The following is a 15,768-nucleotide window of genomic DNA, read 5'->3' as shown; positions in this document are numbered from 1 at the left end:
TTACGGAGAAATAAGCGTACAGTGTGCGGCTATATTTGTCATATTATTTCATGATCACTACGCTGTGAAATCTTGTTTCATATAGCAGCATTAAATGCAATTAAATTTCATGCCAATCAATGCTCTCCCTGTCCTTGACGACATCGATCGTCGCATCCTGACCATTCTGCAGGCTGACGCATCGCAGACGAACGCGCAGCTGGCGGAGCTAGTGCATGTGTCGCCACCGACGTGCCTGCGCCGCGTGAAGACCATGACGGACAACGGCGTCATCCAGCGCCAGGTGGCCATCGTTGCACCTGACAAGGTAGGGGCAAGCCTGAGCGCCATTGTCGAGATCACGCTCGATGTGCAGGCCGCCGAGCGCATGGCCGAATTCGAGGGATTAGTAGACACGGAGGCCGCGGTGCTGCAGTGCTACCGCGTGTCACCGGGCCCGGATTTCGTGCTGATCGTGCAGGTGGCCGACATGCCGGCCTACCACGAGCTGGCGCACCGGCTGTTCACTGCGCACGCCAATGTGCGTAACGTGAAGACCTATTTTGCGACCCACCGCAGCAAGTTCGAAACACGCATCGCCTTGTAGCCAGGTCAGAAAACCACGCGAATGCCTGTGGATAACAATGTGGATGACCACAGGGAAGAACATGGGATAAGCAGGGTATTACCCTGTGTTTATCCTGTTCATTTCCTGTGATTAGCCTGTGCACGGCCGGTGGATTACTTCTTGATTTTCACCGGACGCTTCCAGCTGTCGATGGTGACTTGCTTCGAGCGCGAGATGGTCAGCTTGCCGGCCGGCGCATCCTTGGTCAGTGTCGTGCCGGCTGCGAGCGTCGCGCCCTTGCCAACCGTGACCGGGGCGATCAGCTGGGTGTCGCTGCCGACAAACACGTCGTCTTCGATCACGGTGCGGAACTTGTTGGCGCCATCGTAGTTGCAGGTGATAACGCCGGCGCCGATGTTGACGCGCGAACCGATCGTGGCGTCTCCCACGTACGCCAGGTGATTGGCCTTGCTGTGCGCAGCGACCGTGCTGTTCTTGACCTCGACAAAGTTACCGATGTGGACATCTTCGCCAAGTGCCGTGCCCGGCCGCAGGCGCGCGTAAGGGCCAATCTGGGAGACGGCGCCGATCGTGGCGTCCTCGATGTGGCAGAACGGCTTGATATTGGTGTCCGCGGCTACGGTGGCGTTGACCAGCACGCAGTGCGCGCCGATACGCACGCCGTCAGCCAGCTCGACGCGGCCTTCGAACACGCAACCCACATCGATCGTGACATCGCGCCCGCAAATGAGTTCACCGCGCACATCGATGCGCGCCGGATCCATCAAGGTCACACCACGTTCCAGCAGTGCGTGGGCAATGTTCAATTGGTGACGGCGCTCGAGTTCGGCCAACTGCACCTTGCTGTTCACGCCCGCCACTTCCCATTCGCCCGATGGCTGGCTCGAGACGACCGGCACGCCGTCGGCCACGGCCTGGGCGACGATGTCGGTGAGGTAGTACTCGCCCTGGGCATTGGTGTTGGACAGCGCTGCCAGCCACTTCTTGAGGTGACGGGTCGGAATCGCCATGATGCCGCTGTTGATTTCCTTGATGGCACGTTCGGCTTCGGTCGCATCTTTCTCTTCGACGATGCGCACGATCTTGCCGTCTTCACGCACGATGCGGCCCAGCCCGAACGGATTGGCCTGCTCGACGGTCAGAATGCCCAGCTTGTCGCTACCCGCGGCCTCGACCAGGCGGCGCAGGGTGTCGATCGTGGTCAGGGGCACGTCGCCGTACAGCACGATCGTCGGCTGATCATCGTCCAGTTGCGGCAGCGCCTGCATGACGGCGTGACCGGTGCCCAGCTGCGGCTCCTGCAGCGCGGTATCGATCGTACTGCCGGTGGATTCTGCCACTGTGGCGACCATCTCTGGCACCGCTGCGCCTCCATGTCCGTAAATCACGCATAATTTCTGCGGACTCAGGCCACGCGCGGTATCGATGACGTGGCGCAAAAGGGGCTTACCAGCCAATGGATGCAGTACTTTCGGCAAGGCGGACTGCATGCGTTTGCCCATACCGGCGGCGAGGATCACAACGTTCATAAGCCGTTCTCAAAAAGTTGAATATATGAAAAATTTTAGCATGCGCGATGGCGCATTCCGACGTGCGTTCGCACTCCTGCTGCTGGCCATGACGGTCATGGCCGCCGGTTGCAGCTCGATTCGCTTCTCGTACAACCAGGGTGACACTTTACTGTACTGGTGGATGAACTCGTATGTCGACTTCGAAGGTCAACAAGCGGATGTGGCCAAGCGCGATATCAAAGCCGTGTTCCAGTGGCATCGCAAGACCGAATTGCGTGACTATGCTGCATTATTGGGCACGTTCAAGCGTCAGCTGGCTGGCAACCCGACTCAGGCCGACCTGCTCGGCGCCTACCGCGAGATCCGGGTCCGCGCCGATCGCCTGGGCCAGCGCGCCGTACCGGAACTGACCACGCTGGCCATGTCGATCACACCAGAGCAGATCACCCACATGGAGCGCAAGTTCAAGGACAAGAACGACGAATACCGCCGCAAGTTCATCGATGGCAGCGCCGACAAGCGCCAGCGCGCCCGCTTCAAGAAATCAATGGAACAGATGGAACTCTGGTTCGGGAACTTCAGCAGTGAACAGGAGGCGACGCTGCGCCGCGCGTCCGACCTGCGTCCGCTGGACAACAACCTGTGGCTGGAAGAGCGCCAGTATCGCCAGCGCCGCGTGCTGGCGGTACTGACCGAGATCCAGCAAAAAAAGCTCAACCGCGAGCAAGCCGCAGCACGCGTTTCGAGCTTGATGCGCGAGATGTCCAGCCGCATGGACTCGCCGGAGCGCAAGGGTTTCTATGATGCCAGCATCGATCACACTACCAAGTTCATCCTGACGGCGATCCGGATCGCGACGCCCCAGCAGAAAGCCCATGCGCAGGAGCGCATCCAGGGCTGGATTGGTGATCTTGACGCACTGGCTGCAGGTAAATAAGCACGCGAAAAAGCACCTGAAGGGCGGCGCGCAATCGCATGTAAACCCCATGCTATAGTGCCGCCCATGCACAGAAAGTCCATCAACTCCAAGCCTGCCGGCACCAAGCCGCACGGCGCGCCGCGCATGGCGCAGCACCAGGTCCGCATCATCGGCGGCGCCTTCAAACGAACTCTACTCCCGGTCGTCGACGCCCTTGGCCTGCGGCCCACGCCGGACCGCGTCCGCGAGACCGTCTTCAACTGGATCAATCACCAGCTCGGCAATGACTGGGATGCTGCTACCGTGCTCGACCTGTACGCCGGTTCCGGGGCGCTCGGCTTTGAAGCGGCCAGCCGCGGCGCGGCGTCGGTGCTGATGGTCGATAACCACAGCCCCGCAGTACGCCAGCTGGAAGCAAACCGCGACAAGCTCAAAGCGACCAACGTCACCATCCTGCGCGCCGACGCCCTGACGCTCGTGCGCGACCTGGCCAGCCGTGGCCAGCGCTTCGACGTGATCTTTCTCGATCCCCCTTACCAGCAGGACTTGCTGGCCAAGACCTTGCCGTTGTGCGCAGCGCTGCTGAACGAGGGCGGGATGGTATATGCGGAAGCCGAAGCGCCGCTGCTGGCCGACGGTGAAGACGTACCCGACTGGCTGGCAGGCTGGGAAGCCGTCCGTGCGGACAAGGCCGGCATGGTCTACTATCATCTGCTCAAGCTGCAAGAAAAGCAGGCATGAGTTGTTGAAAGGCTGTGGAAACTGCACAGCCATTGGGCAAACCGCGCCCCAAGCTGGGGCGAATGCCGGGTATTTAAGGCATAATGCGCGTTCTATCACGGTGTATTTTTCACAGGAGCCGCAATGGTTGTAGCTGTTTATCCAGGTACTTTCGATCCGCTCACCCGCGGCCACGAGGATTTGGTACGCCGCGCATCCGGCCTGTTCGACCGTCTGGTGGTCGGCGTTGCCGATAGCCGGAACAAGCGTCCCTTCTTCACGCTTGAAGAGCGGCTCGAGATCGCCAATGAAGTGCTGGGCCATTATCCGAACGTGCAGGTCGAGAGTTTCTCGGGCCTGCTCAAGGACTTCGTGCGCAAGCACGATGCCCGCGTGATCGTGCGCGGCCTGCGCGCGGTATCCGATTTCGAATACGAGTTCCAGATGGCGGGCATGAACCGCTACCTGCTGCCGGATGTCGAAACCCTGTTCCTGACCCCGTCCGACCAGTACCAGTTCATTTCGGGCACCATCGTGCGCGAGATCGCCATGCTGGGCGGCGACGTGTCCAAATTCGTTTTCCCATCGGTCGACCGCTGGCTGCAAAACAAGATCGCCAGCTTGCCTCCAGCACCGGTCGTCTGATCCACCAGGAAGTACCATGGCCCTTCTGATTACCGACGACTGCATCAACTGCGACGTCTGCGAACCCGAATGCCCCAACGATGCCATCTCGATGGGCGACGAGTATTACCAGATCAATCCGAACAAGTGCACCGAGTGTGTGGGTCACTTTGAAGAACCGCAGTGCCAACTCCTGTGCCCGGTCGCTTGCATCCCGCTCGACCCGGCCTGGCGCGAATCGCGCGAAGAACTCCTCATCAAGTACGAACGTCTGACGGCCGACAAAGCCGCCGCCTGATCACCTCTCTGGCCGACGCCTCCCTGTCGGCTTGCTTCTCCCTCACTGCATCGCTTCACCGCCAGCTGGCTTGACACGCTGGCGGCGTTCGCTCGCGTCCTGACGCCGCCTTGCATCCCGTCTACCTCCTCACGTTCTACATGGTTAATTTCGCCTGGTACTTTCAGTAGTAAATTTAACGACGTCATTTCTATTACTTATGGTTACTACTTAAATAATAAAGAATGTGAACTTCATTTAAAATACAACATAAGATGATTAAAATCACCTTTCATCGTCAATTTATTCTATCTATGTCTAATTTATCTCTAATGCAAAGAGACCTACATATTTCTTAAAATTCGTCTAAGATACGTCTTTATCTGCTTATTTAGATGTTCTATGATCCTAAAATCAAAATTTAGGCATTATGCTGTTTCGGAAAAATGTAATTCTATGTGAACTTCGTTAAATGCATGCTCCGAGAAAATCCAGGTGACATCAAGTCACCATCAAAGCCAAGAGAGTTGGGCGTGCTTTGCTGGAATACCAAGCAATAGGCGAAAAAAAACGCGGCTACCGTGTCCGGTGCCGCGTTTCAACGAGGGGAAGAGCAGATCAGTAAGAGCGCATCATCAGACTGATTTCGACGGCGAAGCCGACTTGCTGCGACGTGGGCGCACCGTCAAGTACAGCGCGCGGCCGATGCCGACCAGCAGCGGCCGGAAAAACAGGGCGATCCCGCCGAACAGGGCAAGATACATGGTCATGCTGAACAACAGGCTGTAGGGCACCGCGCTGGCGGCTTGAACTAAGGTGGCGGTGGAAGACATGATGTACTCGTTCTATGATTGTGGATAACTCTAGTGCATCGCAACATATAAATCTAATTCCCATCGCTGATGGCACTTATACTGTTTGTGAATGAGTTGAGGTACACTTGTATTCACGACAGTTTTATCCCGAATCCCATGAGCTTTCTGACGCTAGACCTGAATTTGCTGCGCGTATTCGATGCCGTCATGACCGAGCAGAACCTGACGCGTGCCGCCGGCCATCTGGCCATGACCCAGCCCGCAGTCTCGAATGCCATCAAGCGATTACGCGAAAGCCTGGGGGATGAACTTCTGATCCGCACCGCCTACGGCGTCAAGCCAACGCCGCGCGCCGAAGCATTGTGGCCGGCCGTACGCCAGGCGCTGGCAGCGCTCGAAGCGGCCGTGATGCCGGAAACGTTCGATGTCTCCAAGGCGCAGGCCACGTTCCGGATGGCAATGGCCGACGCCACCGCCGCCCTGTGGCTGCCGTCACTGATGCGCTCGATCGAAGGCGAGGCGCCGGGCGTGAACATCCGCATGGTGCCGCTGACCACGCGCGAACCGCGGCCGATGCTGCTGCGCGGCGATATCGACCTGGCGGTGGGCTTCTTCCCGGGGGTAGCAGCCCAGTTGTCGTACGAAACCGGTTCGCCGATCCGCCACGAACGGCTGTATTCGGGCGTGTACGTGTGCGTGATGCGCAAGGATCACCCGCTGGCCAAGGAAAAGCTCGATCTCGATACGTATTGCAAGGCGAACCACCTGCTGGTGAGCTTCTCGGGCCGCGCCCACGGCCTGGTGGACGAAGCGCTGGGCCAGATGGGCCGCGAACGGCGCATCCTGCTGACGGTGAACCAGTTCTTCACGGCTGGCCGGGTGGTAGCCAATTCGGACCTGATCACCGTGTTGCCGAAGCACTTGCTGGTCTCGACCGGCATGGCGGATGTCCTGATCTGGAAAGAACTCCCGCTGCAGTTGCCAGCTGTTCACCTGGACATGTTGTGGCACGAACGCGATGGTCGCAGTCCGGCGCACCGCTGGCTGCGCAAGAACCTTGAAGGCATGGCCGAAAGCGCGTCCAAGGGCGGCGTGCGCAAGGTCGTCTGATAAATTGTCACCGGGAATGGCGCAACCGCACCATTCCGTTTTACCTGCACGCTGACCTCCTTGCTTGGTGGCTCTGCCTACCATGCAATTCCCCAATCCATTTTGCGCGAGATCCGTCACCGGGTTTGCGCTAGGTCGTCCTGCACGATTCTTCACGTTCCAGAATGGTCATGCGCGGTGCATACCGCATACGCGCATCCATGAAGATAGGGAGATGACAATGCGCCATTTATCGACGGGCCACTACGGGGTGTTTGCGACCATTGTGCCGCTCATGCTTGCGCTATCCGGCGGGGCCAATGCGGCTACGGAAAGTGGCGCCACTGATACCGGGCGCAGTGGTGGCGACATCTACGGCATTGTCAATCTCGCGCCACCAACGAGCTACATCGGTTTTGTCAATGCACATGGTCAGGCGGCATTCGAGTACCTGGGGCCGGGCGATCGCACCCAGGTGGCGTTCTTCAATGGCGACCGCATTGTCGACATCAGTCCTCCAGGCAATGACCGTACGTTTGTCGGTGGTCTGAACGAACAAGGCGAGGTGATTTTCAACGCACGCTTCCTTGACGCGCAAAGTCCCGGCGGCCTGCGCTACCAACCGCTGCGCTGGTCGGCCGCAAGGGGCCGGGTCGTGCTACCGTCGCTCAATGCGCGCGAATACGCCTCCCTGGATGCAATCAATGAACATGGCCAGATCGCGGGCCTGTCTGCCACGTCCAGCGACAACAGCAGCGTGCGTGCAGTGCGCTGGACGTCAGCAAATCGCCTGTCATCACTGCCCGGCGTCACCGGCTTCGTTCCAGGCGCTGCCTACGGCATCAACGATCTCGATACCGTCGTCGGCTCGGGCAGCGCTGTCAATGGCGGCACGACCACGCTGGTCTGGAACGCTGACGGCCGTCCCACGAACCTGGGAACGTTCGGGGCACGCAGTGCGTTCGGTATCCGCATCAATAATCAGGGCGACATTCTCGGTTGGCGCATCGTCGACGCTGCAACCCGGGGCTTCTTCCTATCGAGCCCTGGAAAGAGCGCAGTCAGCATCAATGCCGCTTATCCCACGACGCTCAATCAAGCGGGTGAGGTCATCGGCGCCGTGCGGGGTCCGACCACGAGCGAGTTTCGCGCCTTCCGTTATTCGCGTGCACGCGGCTTTCTCAGCCTGCACCCGGCAGGGATGTTCACGTCCGAGGCCAATGCACTGAACGATGAAGGCATGAGTGTCGGCCTGGTCCGCTCCAGCATGCTCGACGAAGGCCGCGCGTATCGCTGGTCGCGCACGGGCGTGGCAACCGATCTCAATCTGCGCCTGCACAACGCGCCACCAGGGCTGGTGGTGACAGAAGGGCTTGGTATTGCCGCCAACGGGGACATCCTGGCCCAATCCAACGCCGGCCTGGTGTTTCTGCGCTGCGGTGGCGCGGGTACCGATGCGCCGGTACTGGGCCCACTGCAAATACCGGCGCTGCGCGAGAAAGAGCTTGCCAGGCTCACGCTGTCATTTCGCGACCGCAATGCGAGCGATACCCACACTGCCACCATCGACTGGGGCGACGGCAGTGGGGCGTTGCCAGCAGTCGTGCGCGAGCGCAATGGCACCGGCACGGTACAGGCTGAACACACGTATGGCGTTGCCGGGGATTACCGCGCGACCGTGATCGTCACCGATTCGGGGCGCAGGCGTACGACGATGTCTGCCTTGGTCCGGGTTGGCTTTATCGACGGCGTACAGCTGGTGGGCGAAGGCATGCTGCAATCGGGTGTGGCCTCCGGCAGTCGCGTCAATTCGCCTGCCGCCAGAACATCGTTCCGGCTGGCAGCGCCACTCACGCTCAAAACAGAGGTTGGTACGCCGTTCGTGTTTCGTCTGCTGGGCCGCACGTCGTTTAACGGCGAAACGCTCGATCGGATCGCGCGCGACGGCAACCGGGTCCGGCTGGAAGGCACCGGGCAACTGGACAATCGCCCCGGCTATCGCTTCGTGATCGATGCCGTGGCAGATGAGGGCGCCGCGCCAACCAGCGCCAGCAGGATGGCGGTGCGCATCGACGAAGCGGATGCGGTGGGCCTGCTGCGCACAGCAACGTTCGAAGCCGGCCGCGGCGCCGATACGCCGCAGGATGTGGATCAGGCCGCTAGTCAGGCCGCGCAGGCGCTGCCGGCCAGCCTGCTGTACCGCGGCGCGTTACGCCTGACCGGCCAGGTGCGCGAGGCCGGGCAGCCGTGATTCAGCGAATCGGCAGCTTGGTGGAATTTTTCACTTCTTCCATCACCGCATAGGTGTGCGTCTCACGTACACCTTTCTGCAGCAGCGTCTTGCCCAGAAATTCGCGGTAGGCGGCCATGTCTTTTACACGCGCCTTGACCAGGTAGTCGAAGCCGCCAGCCACCATATGGCATTCGAGCACTTCGGGAATCATCTGCACGCTCTGCTTGAAGGCATCGAACACTTCAGGCGTGGTGCGGTCGAGCACGACTTCGATGAACACCAGCAGCGACACATCCAGCAACTGCGGGTTGAGCTGGGCGGTGTAACCCATGATGTAACCCGATTCGTGCAGCTTGCGCACACGTTCAAGACAGGCAGCCGGCGACAAGTTGACGCGCGCCGCCAGTTCGACGTTGCTGATGCGGCCGTCGTTCTGCAATTCGGCCAGAATCTTTTTGCTAATCTTGTCCAGCATGCTACATCTCCTTGTAAATTTTATTTGGTCAGATTGTCGCATCAAAAACTATCTATTGCCAGTATCGGATAAATCCAGAATAAATCCAGAAGAAATCCTTCTACAATCGAATCATTTCCACCAAGTTCCAATCTGCGCCGGCTGTTGCTTACAGCACGGCGCTTTTGCTGTGCGGTGGCCCTCGTTGTGTATTTTTCTTTTGACTAGATAGCCATGCAGATTGCTGCTCACCCGGCCTCCACCTTCGTTCCGTTCGACGCCCTTCACGCTGAAATCAAGCGCGACCAGACTCCCCTGCGCGCCGCCATCACGGCCGCCTACCGCCGCGATGAAACCGAGGCAGTGCAGTGGCTGCTGGCCCAGGGTTCCGGCGCCAGCCACGATGCCCAGGCCCTCTCGCATCGCTTGGTCGCCGCCGTGCGTGAAAAGCGCACCCGCTCGTCGGGCGTGGACGCCCTGATGCACGAATTCTCGCTGTCGTCCGAAGAAGGCGTCGCATTGATGTGCCTGGCTGAAGCGCTGCTGCGCATTCCGGACAGCGAAACGGCCGACCGCCTCATCGCCGACAAGATCAGTAAGGGCGACTGGCGCAAGCACCTGGGCGAGTCGCCGTCGCTGTTCGTCAACGCGGCCACCTGGGGCCTGCTCATCACCGGCAAGCTGGTGTCGACCAACAGCGAGCAAGGCCTGGGCTCGGCGCTCACACGCATGATCGCCAAGGGCGGCGAACCGCTGATCCGCAAGGGCGTCGACATGGCGATGCGCATGCTGGGCAACCAGTTCGTCACCGGCCAGACCATCGACGAGGCGCTGAAGAACAGCCGCGAAAACGAAACGCGCGGCTACCGCTACTCGTACGACATGCTGGGCGAAGCCGCGCTGACCGAACTCGATGCACAACATTACTATGCATCGTACGAGCAGGCGATCCATGCGATCGGCAAGGCCTCGAATGGCCGCGGCATCAAGGACGGGCCGGGCATTTCGATCAAGCTCTCGGCGCTGCACCCGCGCTACAGCCGCGCGCAGTCGGCACGCGTGATGGACGAACTGCTGCCGCGCGTGCGCAGCCTCGTGCTGCTGGCCAAGCGCTACGACATCGGCATCAATATCGACGCCGAAGAAGCCGACCGCCTCGAGATCTCGCTCGACATGCTCGAGGTGCTGGCGTTCGACCCCGAGCTGGCCGGCTTCGAAGGCATCGGCCTGGTAGTGCAGGCCTACCAGAAGCGCTGCCCGTACGTGATCGATTATGTGATCGACCTGGCCAAGCGCAGCGGCCGCAAGTTCATGGTGCGACTGGTCAAGGGCGCGTATTGGGATGCCGAGATCAAGCGCGCCCAGGTCGACGGCATGCCCGGCTATCCGGTCTATACGCGCAAGGTGCACACCGATGTGTCTTACCTGATCTGCGCGCGCAAGCTGCTCGGCGCGGCCGACATCCTGTACCCGCAGTTTGCCACCCACAATGCGCATACGCTTTCAGTCATCTATACGTGGGCGCGCCTGGGCAACATCAGCAACTACGAATTCCAGTGCCTGCACGGCATGGGCGAGACGCTGTACGACCAGGTCGTGGGCAGCAAGAACCTCGACAAACCCTGCCGTATTTATGCGCCGGTCGGTTCCCACGAAACGCTGCTGGCCTACCTCGTGCGCCGCCTGCTGGAAAACGGCGCCAACTCGTCGTTTGTGAACCAGATCGTCGACGAGAGTGTCGCCATCAACACCCTGATCACGGATCCATTTGAGGCCGCCCGCGCCAGCGGCGGCAAGCCGCATCCGGCCATTGCACTGCCGGTGGACATGTTCGGCAGCGAGCGCAAGAACTCCGCCGGCATGGACCTGGTCAATGAAGACATCCTGGGCGTGCTGGCGGGTGGCCTGTCGCAACAGCGCCGCCATGTCGCTGCGCCAATCACTGCCGCGCTGGTCGAGGCCGGGCCGCTCGCCAATGTGGTCAACCCGGCCCAGTCGGCTGATATCGTCGGTCAGGTGCAGGAAGCCTCGCGCGCCGATGTCGACGCCGCACTGGCAGCCGCCAGCGCCTTTGCCGGCGAATGGGCCGCCACCAGCACCAGCGAGCGCGCTGCGATCCTGGAACGCACCGCCGACCTGTTCGAGCACCATGGTGTCGAGCTGATGGCCCTGGCCGTGCGCGAAGCCGGCAAATCGCTGCCGAATGCGATTGCCGAACTGCGGGAAGCGGTCGACTTCCTGCGTTATTACGCGGTGCAGATCCGCGGCGCAGCAGGTATGCAGTCAACAACGCAGTCAAGCATCCAGGCACTGGGCCCGGTCAGCTGCATCAGCCCATGGAACTTCCCGCTGGCGATCTTCACGGGGCAGGTCGCAGCTGCACTGGCCGCCGGCAACGTGGTGCTGGCCAAGCCGGCCGAGCAAACGCCGCTGATCGCCCACCGCGCGGTGGAGCTGTTCCTCGAGGCCGGCACGCCGCGCGCGGCGCTGCAACTGCTGCCGGGCCGCGGCGAAGTCGTCGGCGCTGCGCTGACGGCCGACAGCCGCATCAAGGGTGTGATCTTCACTGGCTCGACCGAAGTCGCGCAGCTGATCAACCGCACGCTGGCCAAACGCGCCGAACAGGAAGGCATCGACATTCCGCTGGTGGCCGAAACGGGTGGCCAGAATGCGCTGATCGTCGACTCGTCGGCGCTGCCCGAGCAGGTGGTGGGCGACGTGTTGAGTTCGGCCTTCGATTCGGCCGGTCAGCGCTGCTCGGCGCTGCGCGTGCTGTTCCTGCAGGAAGACATTGCCGACAAGACCATCAAGATGCTCAAGGGTGCGATGCTGGAACTGCGCGTGGGCAGCCCGGATCGTCTGGCGACCGATATCGGCCCGGTCATCGATGCAGAGGCGCAGCGCAACCTGCTGGCGCACATCGAGCGCACCAAGGCCACGGCGCGCAGCCACTTCGCGCTCGAGTTGCCGACCGCCATCACCAGCTGCGGCACGTTCGTGCCGCCAACGGTGCTCGAGATCGCGTCGCTGTCGGAACTCAAGCAAGAGGTGTTTGGCCCGGTCCTGCACATCGTGCGCTACCGCCGCGCCGACCTGCCGAAGGTGATCGCATCGATCAATGCCACCGGTTTTGGCCTGACGCTGGGCGTGCACTCGCGCATCGATGAAACGATCGACTACATCGTGAACCATGCGCACGTCGGCAATATCTACGTGAACCGCAATATCGTCGGCGCCGTCGTCGGCGTGCAGCCGTTCGGTGGCGAGGGCAAGTCCGGCACGGGTCCCAAAGCCGGCGGCCCGTTGTACATCAAGCGCCTGCAGCGCGGCGCGGCGCCATTGATGGACCACGTCCGTCTGTCTGACGTCGCACTGGAAGCGCTGATCGCCTGGCTGCGCATGAGCGACCAGCAACCCGTCGTAGCGCTGGCCGAAGGCTATGCGCGCACGTCGTTGAATGGCGTGTCGATCGACTTGCCGGGTCCGACCGGCGAGCGCAATCGCCTGTCGTTCACGCCGCGCGGCGTCGTGCTGTGCGCAGCAGGCACGCCGGCAGGGCTGCTCAATCAAGTGGCAGCTGCGCTGGCCACCGGCAACCGCGCACTGGTGCTGACCATGTCGCCAGAGGCGATCCCGGCCAACCTGCCGCAGGCGGTCAAGGAACGCGTGCGCTTCATCGGCAAGGATGAAGTGGATGCGGGCGAGTTCGCGATTGCCCTGGTCGAATCCGGCCTGGCCGGCTCGCTGCGCACGCAACTGGCGGCGCACAGCGGCGCCATCATCGGGGTGGTGGATACCGAACCACTGGCCGCGGTCGATCTATGGCGCCTGGTGGCCGAACGCGCTGTCTGCGTCAATACGACGGCAGCCGGCGGTAACGCCAGCCTGATGACACTGGGCCTGTAACGCACACCACATCGGCGACTTCGGTCGCCGATGTGCTTTCTAACCCGCATTCACGTCAGGAGCAATAACAGCAGTTGCAGGAACCATACCAACAACAAGGAGACTCACCATGCTTGTAGGCGTTCCAACCGAAATCAAGAACAACGAGTACCGCGTCGGCCTCACGCCGGCGTCGGTCCATGAACTGGTGGTGCAAGGCCACCAGGTGCTTGTCCAGCAGGGCGCCGGCAGCGAGATCGGCTTGCCCGACGCGCAGTACGTCGCGGCCGGCGCCAGCATCGTGGCCAGCGCGCAAGAGGTGTTTGCGCAGGCCGCCATGATCGTCAAGGTCAAGGAGCCCCAGGCGGGCGAATGCGCGATGCTGCGCGACGACCAGATCCTCTTTACTTACCTGCACCTGGCGCCCGATCCCGATCAAACGGCAGCGCTGGTGCGCTCGAAGGCCATCTGCATCGCCTATGAAACCGTCACCGGGCCTGGCGGTGGCTTGCCGCTGCTCGCGCCGATGAGCGAAGTGGCAGGGCGCATGTCGATCCAGGCGGGCGCTGCGCACCTGGAGAAATCCAGGGGCGGCATGGGCCTGTTGCTGGGCGGCGTACCGGGCGTGGCCGCGGGTCACGTCGTCGTCATCGGCGCCGGTGTGGTGGGCACCAATGCCCTGCAGATGGCCGTGGGAACGGGCGCACGGGTGACGGTGCTCGACAAGAACCTCGATCGCCTGCGCCAGCTCGACCTGATCTATGGCAACCGCATCGCCACGCTGCACTCCAATGCGCAGGCGCTCGAAGAAGCCGTGCTCTCGGCCGATCTGGTCATCGGCGGCGTGCTGGTACCGGGCGCCGCAGCGCCGAAACTCGTCACGCGCAGCATGGTGTCACGCATGAAGCAGGGCGCGGTCATCGTCGACGTGGCGATCGACCAGGGCGGCTGCTTTGAAACCTCACACGCCACCACCCACGCCGATCCAACCTTCGTCGTCGATGGCGTCGTGCATTACTGCGTCGCGAACATGCCTGGCGCAGTAGCGCGCACATCCACCTTTGCGCTGAACAATGCCACGATCGGTCACGTGCTCGCACTGGCCGGCAAGGGCTGGCGGCGCGCACTGGCGGACGATGTTCACTTGCGCCAGGGCCTGAATGTCTGCGAGGGCAAGGTCACGTTCGAGGCCGTGGCGCACGCACTGGGCTACGACTACATGCCGGCCGAGTCGCTGCTGGACTAGAGCGGCGCTGCTGCCAGATCCCGGCACAGGCGCCGGGTGATGTGGAATGCGTACTGCGCGGCCACGGTCTTCACGAAGCCCATGAAGTCGTGCGCCGCGTGTTCGTTGGCGTTGTCCGAGATCGCGCGGATGACGGCAAATGGCACGTCCAGCTCGTGGCATACCTGTGCCACTGCAGCGCCTTCCATCTCCACCGCCACCAGGCCCGGCAGCGCCGCATTCATCGCGTCGATCTTCACCGCCTGATGCACGAACTGGTCGCCGCTGGCGATCAGGCCACGGTGCACCCGTGGCTGCGTCAAGCTGAAGGTGGCGCGGTCAGCCTGGCCGATCGCCTTCACCAAGTCGTCGTCGAGAAATGCATGCGCTGCACTGGACACCCGCAGCGACAGCCGGGCGTCCGGTTGAAAATGCGTTTGCCCCGTCAATGGCACCTCGAAGCGGGGAAACAGGGGACTGGCATCCATGTCGTGTTGGACGAGCGATTCGGCCACCACGATGTCGCCAACCCGGATCGACGCGTCCCCTGAGCCAGCCACGCCCGTGAACAGGATGTGGGTAACTCCGAACTTCTCCACAAGCGTTGTCGCGGTCATGGCCGCAGCAACCTTGCCAATTCGCGACAGGACGCACACGGCGTCGATTTCCCACAGCTGTCCAAGAAAGTACTCACGCTTGCCATGGATGAGCGTGGAGGGCTCTTGCAAGGCTTCCACGAGCCCTGCCTGTTCTTCGTGCAACGCGCTGATGATGCCTAAACGCATTTTTTTTGCTGGGCCGTTGTGCATAAGCGCCGGATTGTACACAGCATTGTCAGGCACTGGAGACAAATATCGTGGCCTGCATGGTCGTTCTGCAAAACGCTTTTTTTGCCTGCAACCTTGTTTGCTTATTTAATTAAGAGATCTGTATACAGATTTAGTAGTAGTAAGTAAACGCGTACATTTCTGTGGATAAGGTTGGTTTACTCAACAGAATCAGCGGTTTAAGCCGGTATTTTTGCGCGGGACAAAGCTTGCGTGAACCAGGCATGGATCGGGGACAAAAATTGGCTTGCGTGAAAAAGGCAGGGTTCTGCACATCCGATGCTGTGGATATGCAGCTGCTTGTCCACAGGCGCTTGTTGGTTGGCGCTGGTTGGCGCTGGTTGGCGACGGTTTCCGGTGTCCGAACAGGTGGGCTGTCAGTTGATGTCGGGGCGGTGTCGATGCTGCGATCGTTTTTTTTAAAAGCGCTTTTCAGAACGATCTGCAAAGGCGTTGCTGGTCCGGGATCTGCAGTGCGCAAGTTATGCAGTTTGTTTACTTAAAAGCTTGTATACAAAATAGTAGTAATAGTAAACGCGGCATATTCTGTGGATAAGCGCGGATTTTTCCACAACATCAACGATTTACGTGGTCGTCAACTGGCTGGAGAACCATGGTGAT

At 61.0% G+C, this 15,768-nt stretch carries 14 protein-coding genes; 9 read left to right on the top strand and 5 right to left on the bottom strand.

Going from position 1 to position 15,768, the window contains the following annotated elements:
- Positions 1–109: 109 nt before the first annotated feature.
- The gene (locus AC56LH_RS21310) at positions 110–586 is read left to right on the top strand and encodes an Lrp/AsnC family transcriptional regulator (protein WP_499649459.1); all 477 of its coding nucleotides are present in this window, start codon (positions 110–112) and stop codon (positions 584–586) included.
- A 134-nt stretch (positions 587–720) separates the two neighbouring features.
- Here the strand turns inward: AC56LH_RS21310 and glmU are convergent, their stop codons facing one another.
- The gene (gene glmU, locus AC56LH_RS21305; protein ID WP_499649457.1) at positions 721–2,097 is read right to left on the bottom strand and encodes a bifunctional UDP-N-acetylglucosamine diphosphorylase/glucosamine-1-phosphate N-acetyltransferase GlmU; all 1,377 of its coding nucleotides are present in this window, start codon (positions 2,095–2,097) and stop codon (positions 721–723) included.
- A 25-nt stretch (positions 2,098–2,122) separates the two neighbouring features.
- Here glmU and AC56LH_RS21300 point away from each other — a divergent pair, with 25 nt between their 5' ends.
- The 4 genes from AC56LH_RS21300 to AC56LH_RS21285 all read left to right on the top strand — a co-directional run bounded on the left by AC56LH_RS21300 (position 2,123) and on the right by AC56LH_RS21285 (position 4,640).
- Complete coding sequence (locus tag AC56LH_RS21300) at positions 2,123–3,016, top strand: DUF6279 family lipoprotein (RefSeq protein ID WP_499649455.1); 894 nt, start codon at positions 2,123–2,125, stop codon at positions 3,014–3,016.
- A 66-nt stretch (positions 3,017–3,082) separates the two neighbouring features.
- The gene (gene rsmD, locus AC56LH_RS21295) at positions 3,083–3,739 is read left to right on the top strand and encodes a 16S rRNA (guanine(966)-N(2))-methyltransferase RsmD (RefSeq protein ID WP_499649453.1); all 657 of its coding nucleotides are present in this window, start codon (positions 3,083–3,085) and stop codon (positions 3,737–3,739) included.
- A 123-nt stretch (positions 3,740–3,862) separates the two neighbouring features.
- A complete protein-coding gene (coaD, locus tag AC56LH_RS21290) occupies positions 3,863–4,363 on the top strand; it encodes a pantetheine-phosphate adenylyltransferase (RefSeq protein WP_367610094.1) in 501 nt (166 codons plus the stop codon).
- A gap of 16 nt (positions 4,364–4,379) precedes the next feature.
- Positions 4,380–4,640: a YfhL family 4Fe-4S dicluster ferredoxin gene (locus tag AC56LH_RS21285; protein WP_183554890.1), complete on the top strand. Its 261-nt coding sequence runs from the start codon at positions 4,380–4,382 to the stop codon at positions 4,638–4,640.
- A gap of 614 nt (positions 4,641–5,254) precedes the next feature.
- On the opposite strand, the gene AC56LH_RS21280 is transcribed toward AC56LH_RS21285, so the two are convergent.
- Positions 5,255–5,452, bottom strand: a complete 198-nt coding sequence (locus AC56LH_RS21280) for a hypothetical protein (RefSeq protein WP_499649451.1) — start codon at positions 5,450–5,452, stop codon at positions 5,255–5,257.
- Between the two features lie 138 nt (positions 5,453–5,590).
- Between AC56LH_RS21280 and AC56LH_RS21275 the strand changes: the two genes are divergently transcribed.
- Positions 5,591–6,544 carry a LysR family transcriptional regulator gene (locus tag AC56LH_RS21275; protein ID WP_183554886.1) on the top strand — a complete coding sequence of 318 codons (954 nt, stop codon included), beginning with the start codon at positions 5,591–5,593 and terminating at the stop codon, positions 6,542–6,544.
- Positions 6,545–6,818: 274 nt separating this feature from the next.
- Positions 6,819–8,774, top strand: a complete 1,956-nt coding sequence (locus AC56LH_RS21270; protein ID WP_499649449.1) for a PKD domain-containing protein — start codon at positions 6,819–6,821, stop codon at positions 8,772–8,774.
- Position 8,775: 1 nt separating this feature from the next.
- Here AC56LH_RS21270 and AC56LH_RS21265 read toward each other — a convergent pair whose 3' ends face one another.
- Positions 8,776–9,231, bottom strand: coding sequence for an Lrp/AsnC ligand binding domain-containing protein (locus tag AC56LH_RS21265; protein WP_183554882.1), 456 nt, complete (start codon positions 9,229–9,231; stop codon positions 8,776–8,778).
- Between the two features lie 213 nt (positions 9,232–9,444).
- Between AC56LH_RS21265 and putA the strand changes: the two genes are divergently transcribed.
- Positions 9,445–13,116, top strand: a complete 3,672-nt coding sequence (gene putA / locus AC56LH_RS21260) for a trifunctional transcriptional regulator/proline dehydrogenase/L-glutamate gamma-semialdehyde dehydrogenase (protein WP_499649447.1) — start codon at positions 9,445–9,447, stop codon at positions 13,114–13,116.
- Positions 13,117–13,225: 109 nt separating this feature from the next.
- On the top strand, positions 13,226–14,341 hold the full coding sequence (ald, locus tag AC56LH_RS21255; protein WP_499649445.1) for an alanine dehydrogenase: 1,116 nt from the start codon (positions 13,226–13,228) through the stop codon (positions 14,339–14,341).
- Here the strand turns inward: ald and AC56LH_RS21250 are convergent.
- Both AC56LH_RS21250 and AC56LH_RS21245 read right to left on the bottom strand, forming a co-directional pair.
- A complete protein-coding gene (locus AC56LH_RS21250) occupies positions 14,338–15,105 on the bottom strand; it encodes a 5'-methylthioadenosine/adenosylhomocysteine nucleosidase (protein ID WP_499649443.1) in 768 nt (255 codons plus the stop codon). The genes ald and AC56LH_RS21250 overlap by 4 nt on opposite strands.
- Before the next feature lie 154 nt (positions 15,106–15,259).
- Complete coding sequence (locus AC56LH_RS21245) at positions 15,260–15,595, bottom strand: hypothetical protein (RefSeq protein WP_499649441.1); 336 nt, start codon at positions 15,593–15,595, stop codon at positions 15,260–15,262.
- Positions 15,596–15,768: the final 173 nt, after the last annotated feature.

The organism is Telluria sp. LT1R51-2, from assembly GCF_059685775.1.
The sequence above is the reverse complement of the archived record's forward strand: the minus strand, read 5'-3'. Positions and strand labels throughout refer to the sequence as shown.

Bases quoted from the DNA above. Each gene is read 5' to 3' on its own strand.
- AC56LH_RS21310 (WP_499649459.1), top strand. From the start codon at position 110: ATGCCAATCAATGCTCTCCCTGTCCTTGACGACATCGATCGTCGCATC.
- glmU (WP_499649457.1), bottom strand. From the start codon at position 2,097: ATGAACGTTGTGATCCTCGCCGCCGGTATGGGCAAACGCATGCAGTCC.
- AC56LH_RS21300 (WP_499649455.1), top strand. From the start codon at position 2,123: ATGAAAAATTTTAGCATGCGCGATGGCGCATTCCGACGTGCGTTCGCA.
- rsmD (WP_499649453.1), top strand. From the start codon at position 3,083: ATGCACAGAAAGTCCATCAACTCCAAGCCTGCCGGCACCAAGCCGCAC.
- coaD (WP_367610094.1), top strand. From the start codon at position 3,863: ATGGTTGTAGCTGTTTATCCAGGTACTTTCGATCCGCTCACCCGCGGC.
- AC56LH_RS21285 (WP_183554890.1), top strand. From the start codon at position 4,380: ATGGCCCTTCTGATTACCGACGACTGCATCAACTGCGACGTCTGCGAA.
- AC56LH_RS21280 (WP_499649451.1), bottom strand. From the start codon at position 5,452: ATGTCTTCCACCGCCACCTTAGTTCAAGCCGCCAGCGCGGTGCCCTAC.
- AC56LH_RS21275 (WP_183554886.1), top strand. From the start codon at position 5,591: ATGAGCTTTCTGACGCTAGACCTGAATTTGCTGCGCGTATTCGATGCC.
- AC56LH_RS21270 (WP_499649449.1), top strand. From the start codon at position 6,819: ATGCTTGCGCTATCCGGCGGGGCCAATGCGGCTACGGAAAGTGGCGCC.
- AC56LH_RS21265 (WP_183554882.1), bottom strand. From the start codon at position 9,231: ATGCTGGACAAGATTAGCAAAAAGATTCTGGCCGAATTGCAGAACGAC.
- putA (WP_499649447.1), top strand. From the start codon at position 9,445: ATGCAGATTGCTGCTCACCCGGCCTCCACCTTCGTTCCGTTCGACGCC.
- ald (WP_499649445.1), top strand. From the start codon at position 13,226: ATGCTTGTAGGCGTTCCAACCGAAATCAAGAACAACGAGTACCGCGTC.
- AC56LH_RS21250 (WP_499649443.1), bottom strand. From the start codon at position 15,105: ATGCGTTTAGGCATCATCAGCGCGTTGCACGAAGAACAGGCAGGGCTC.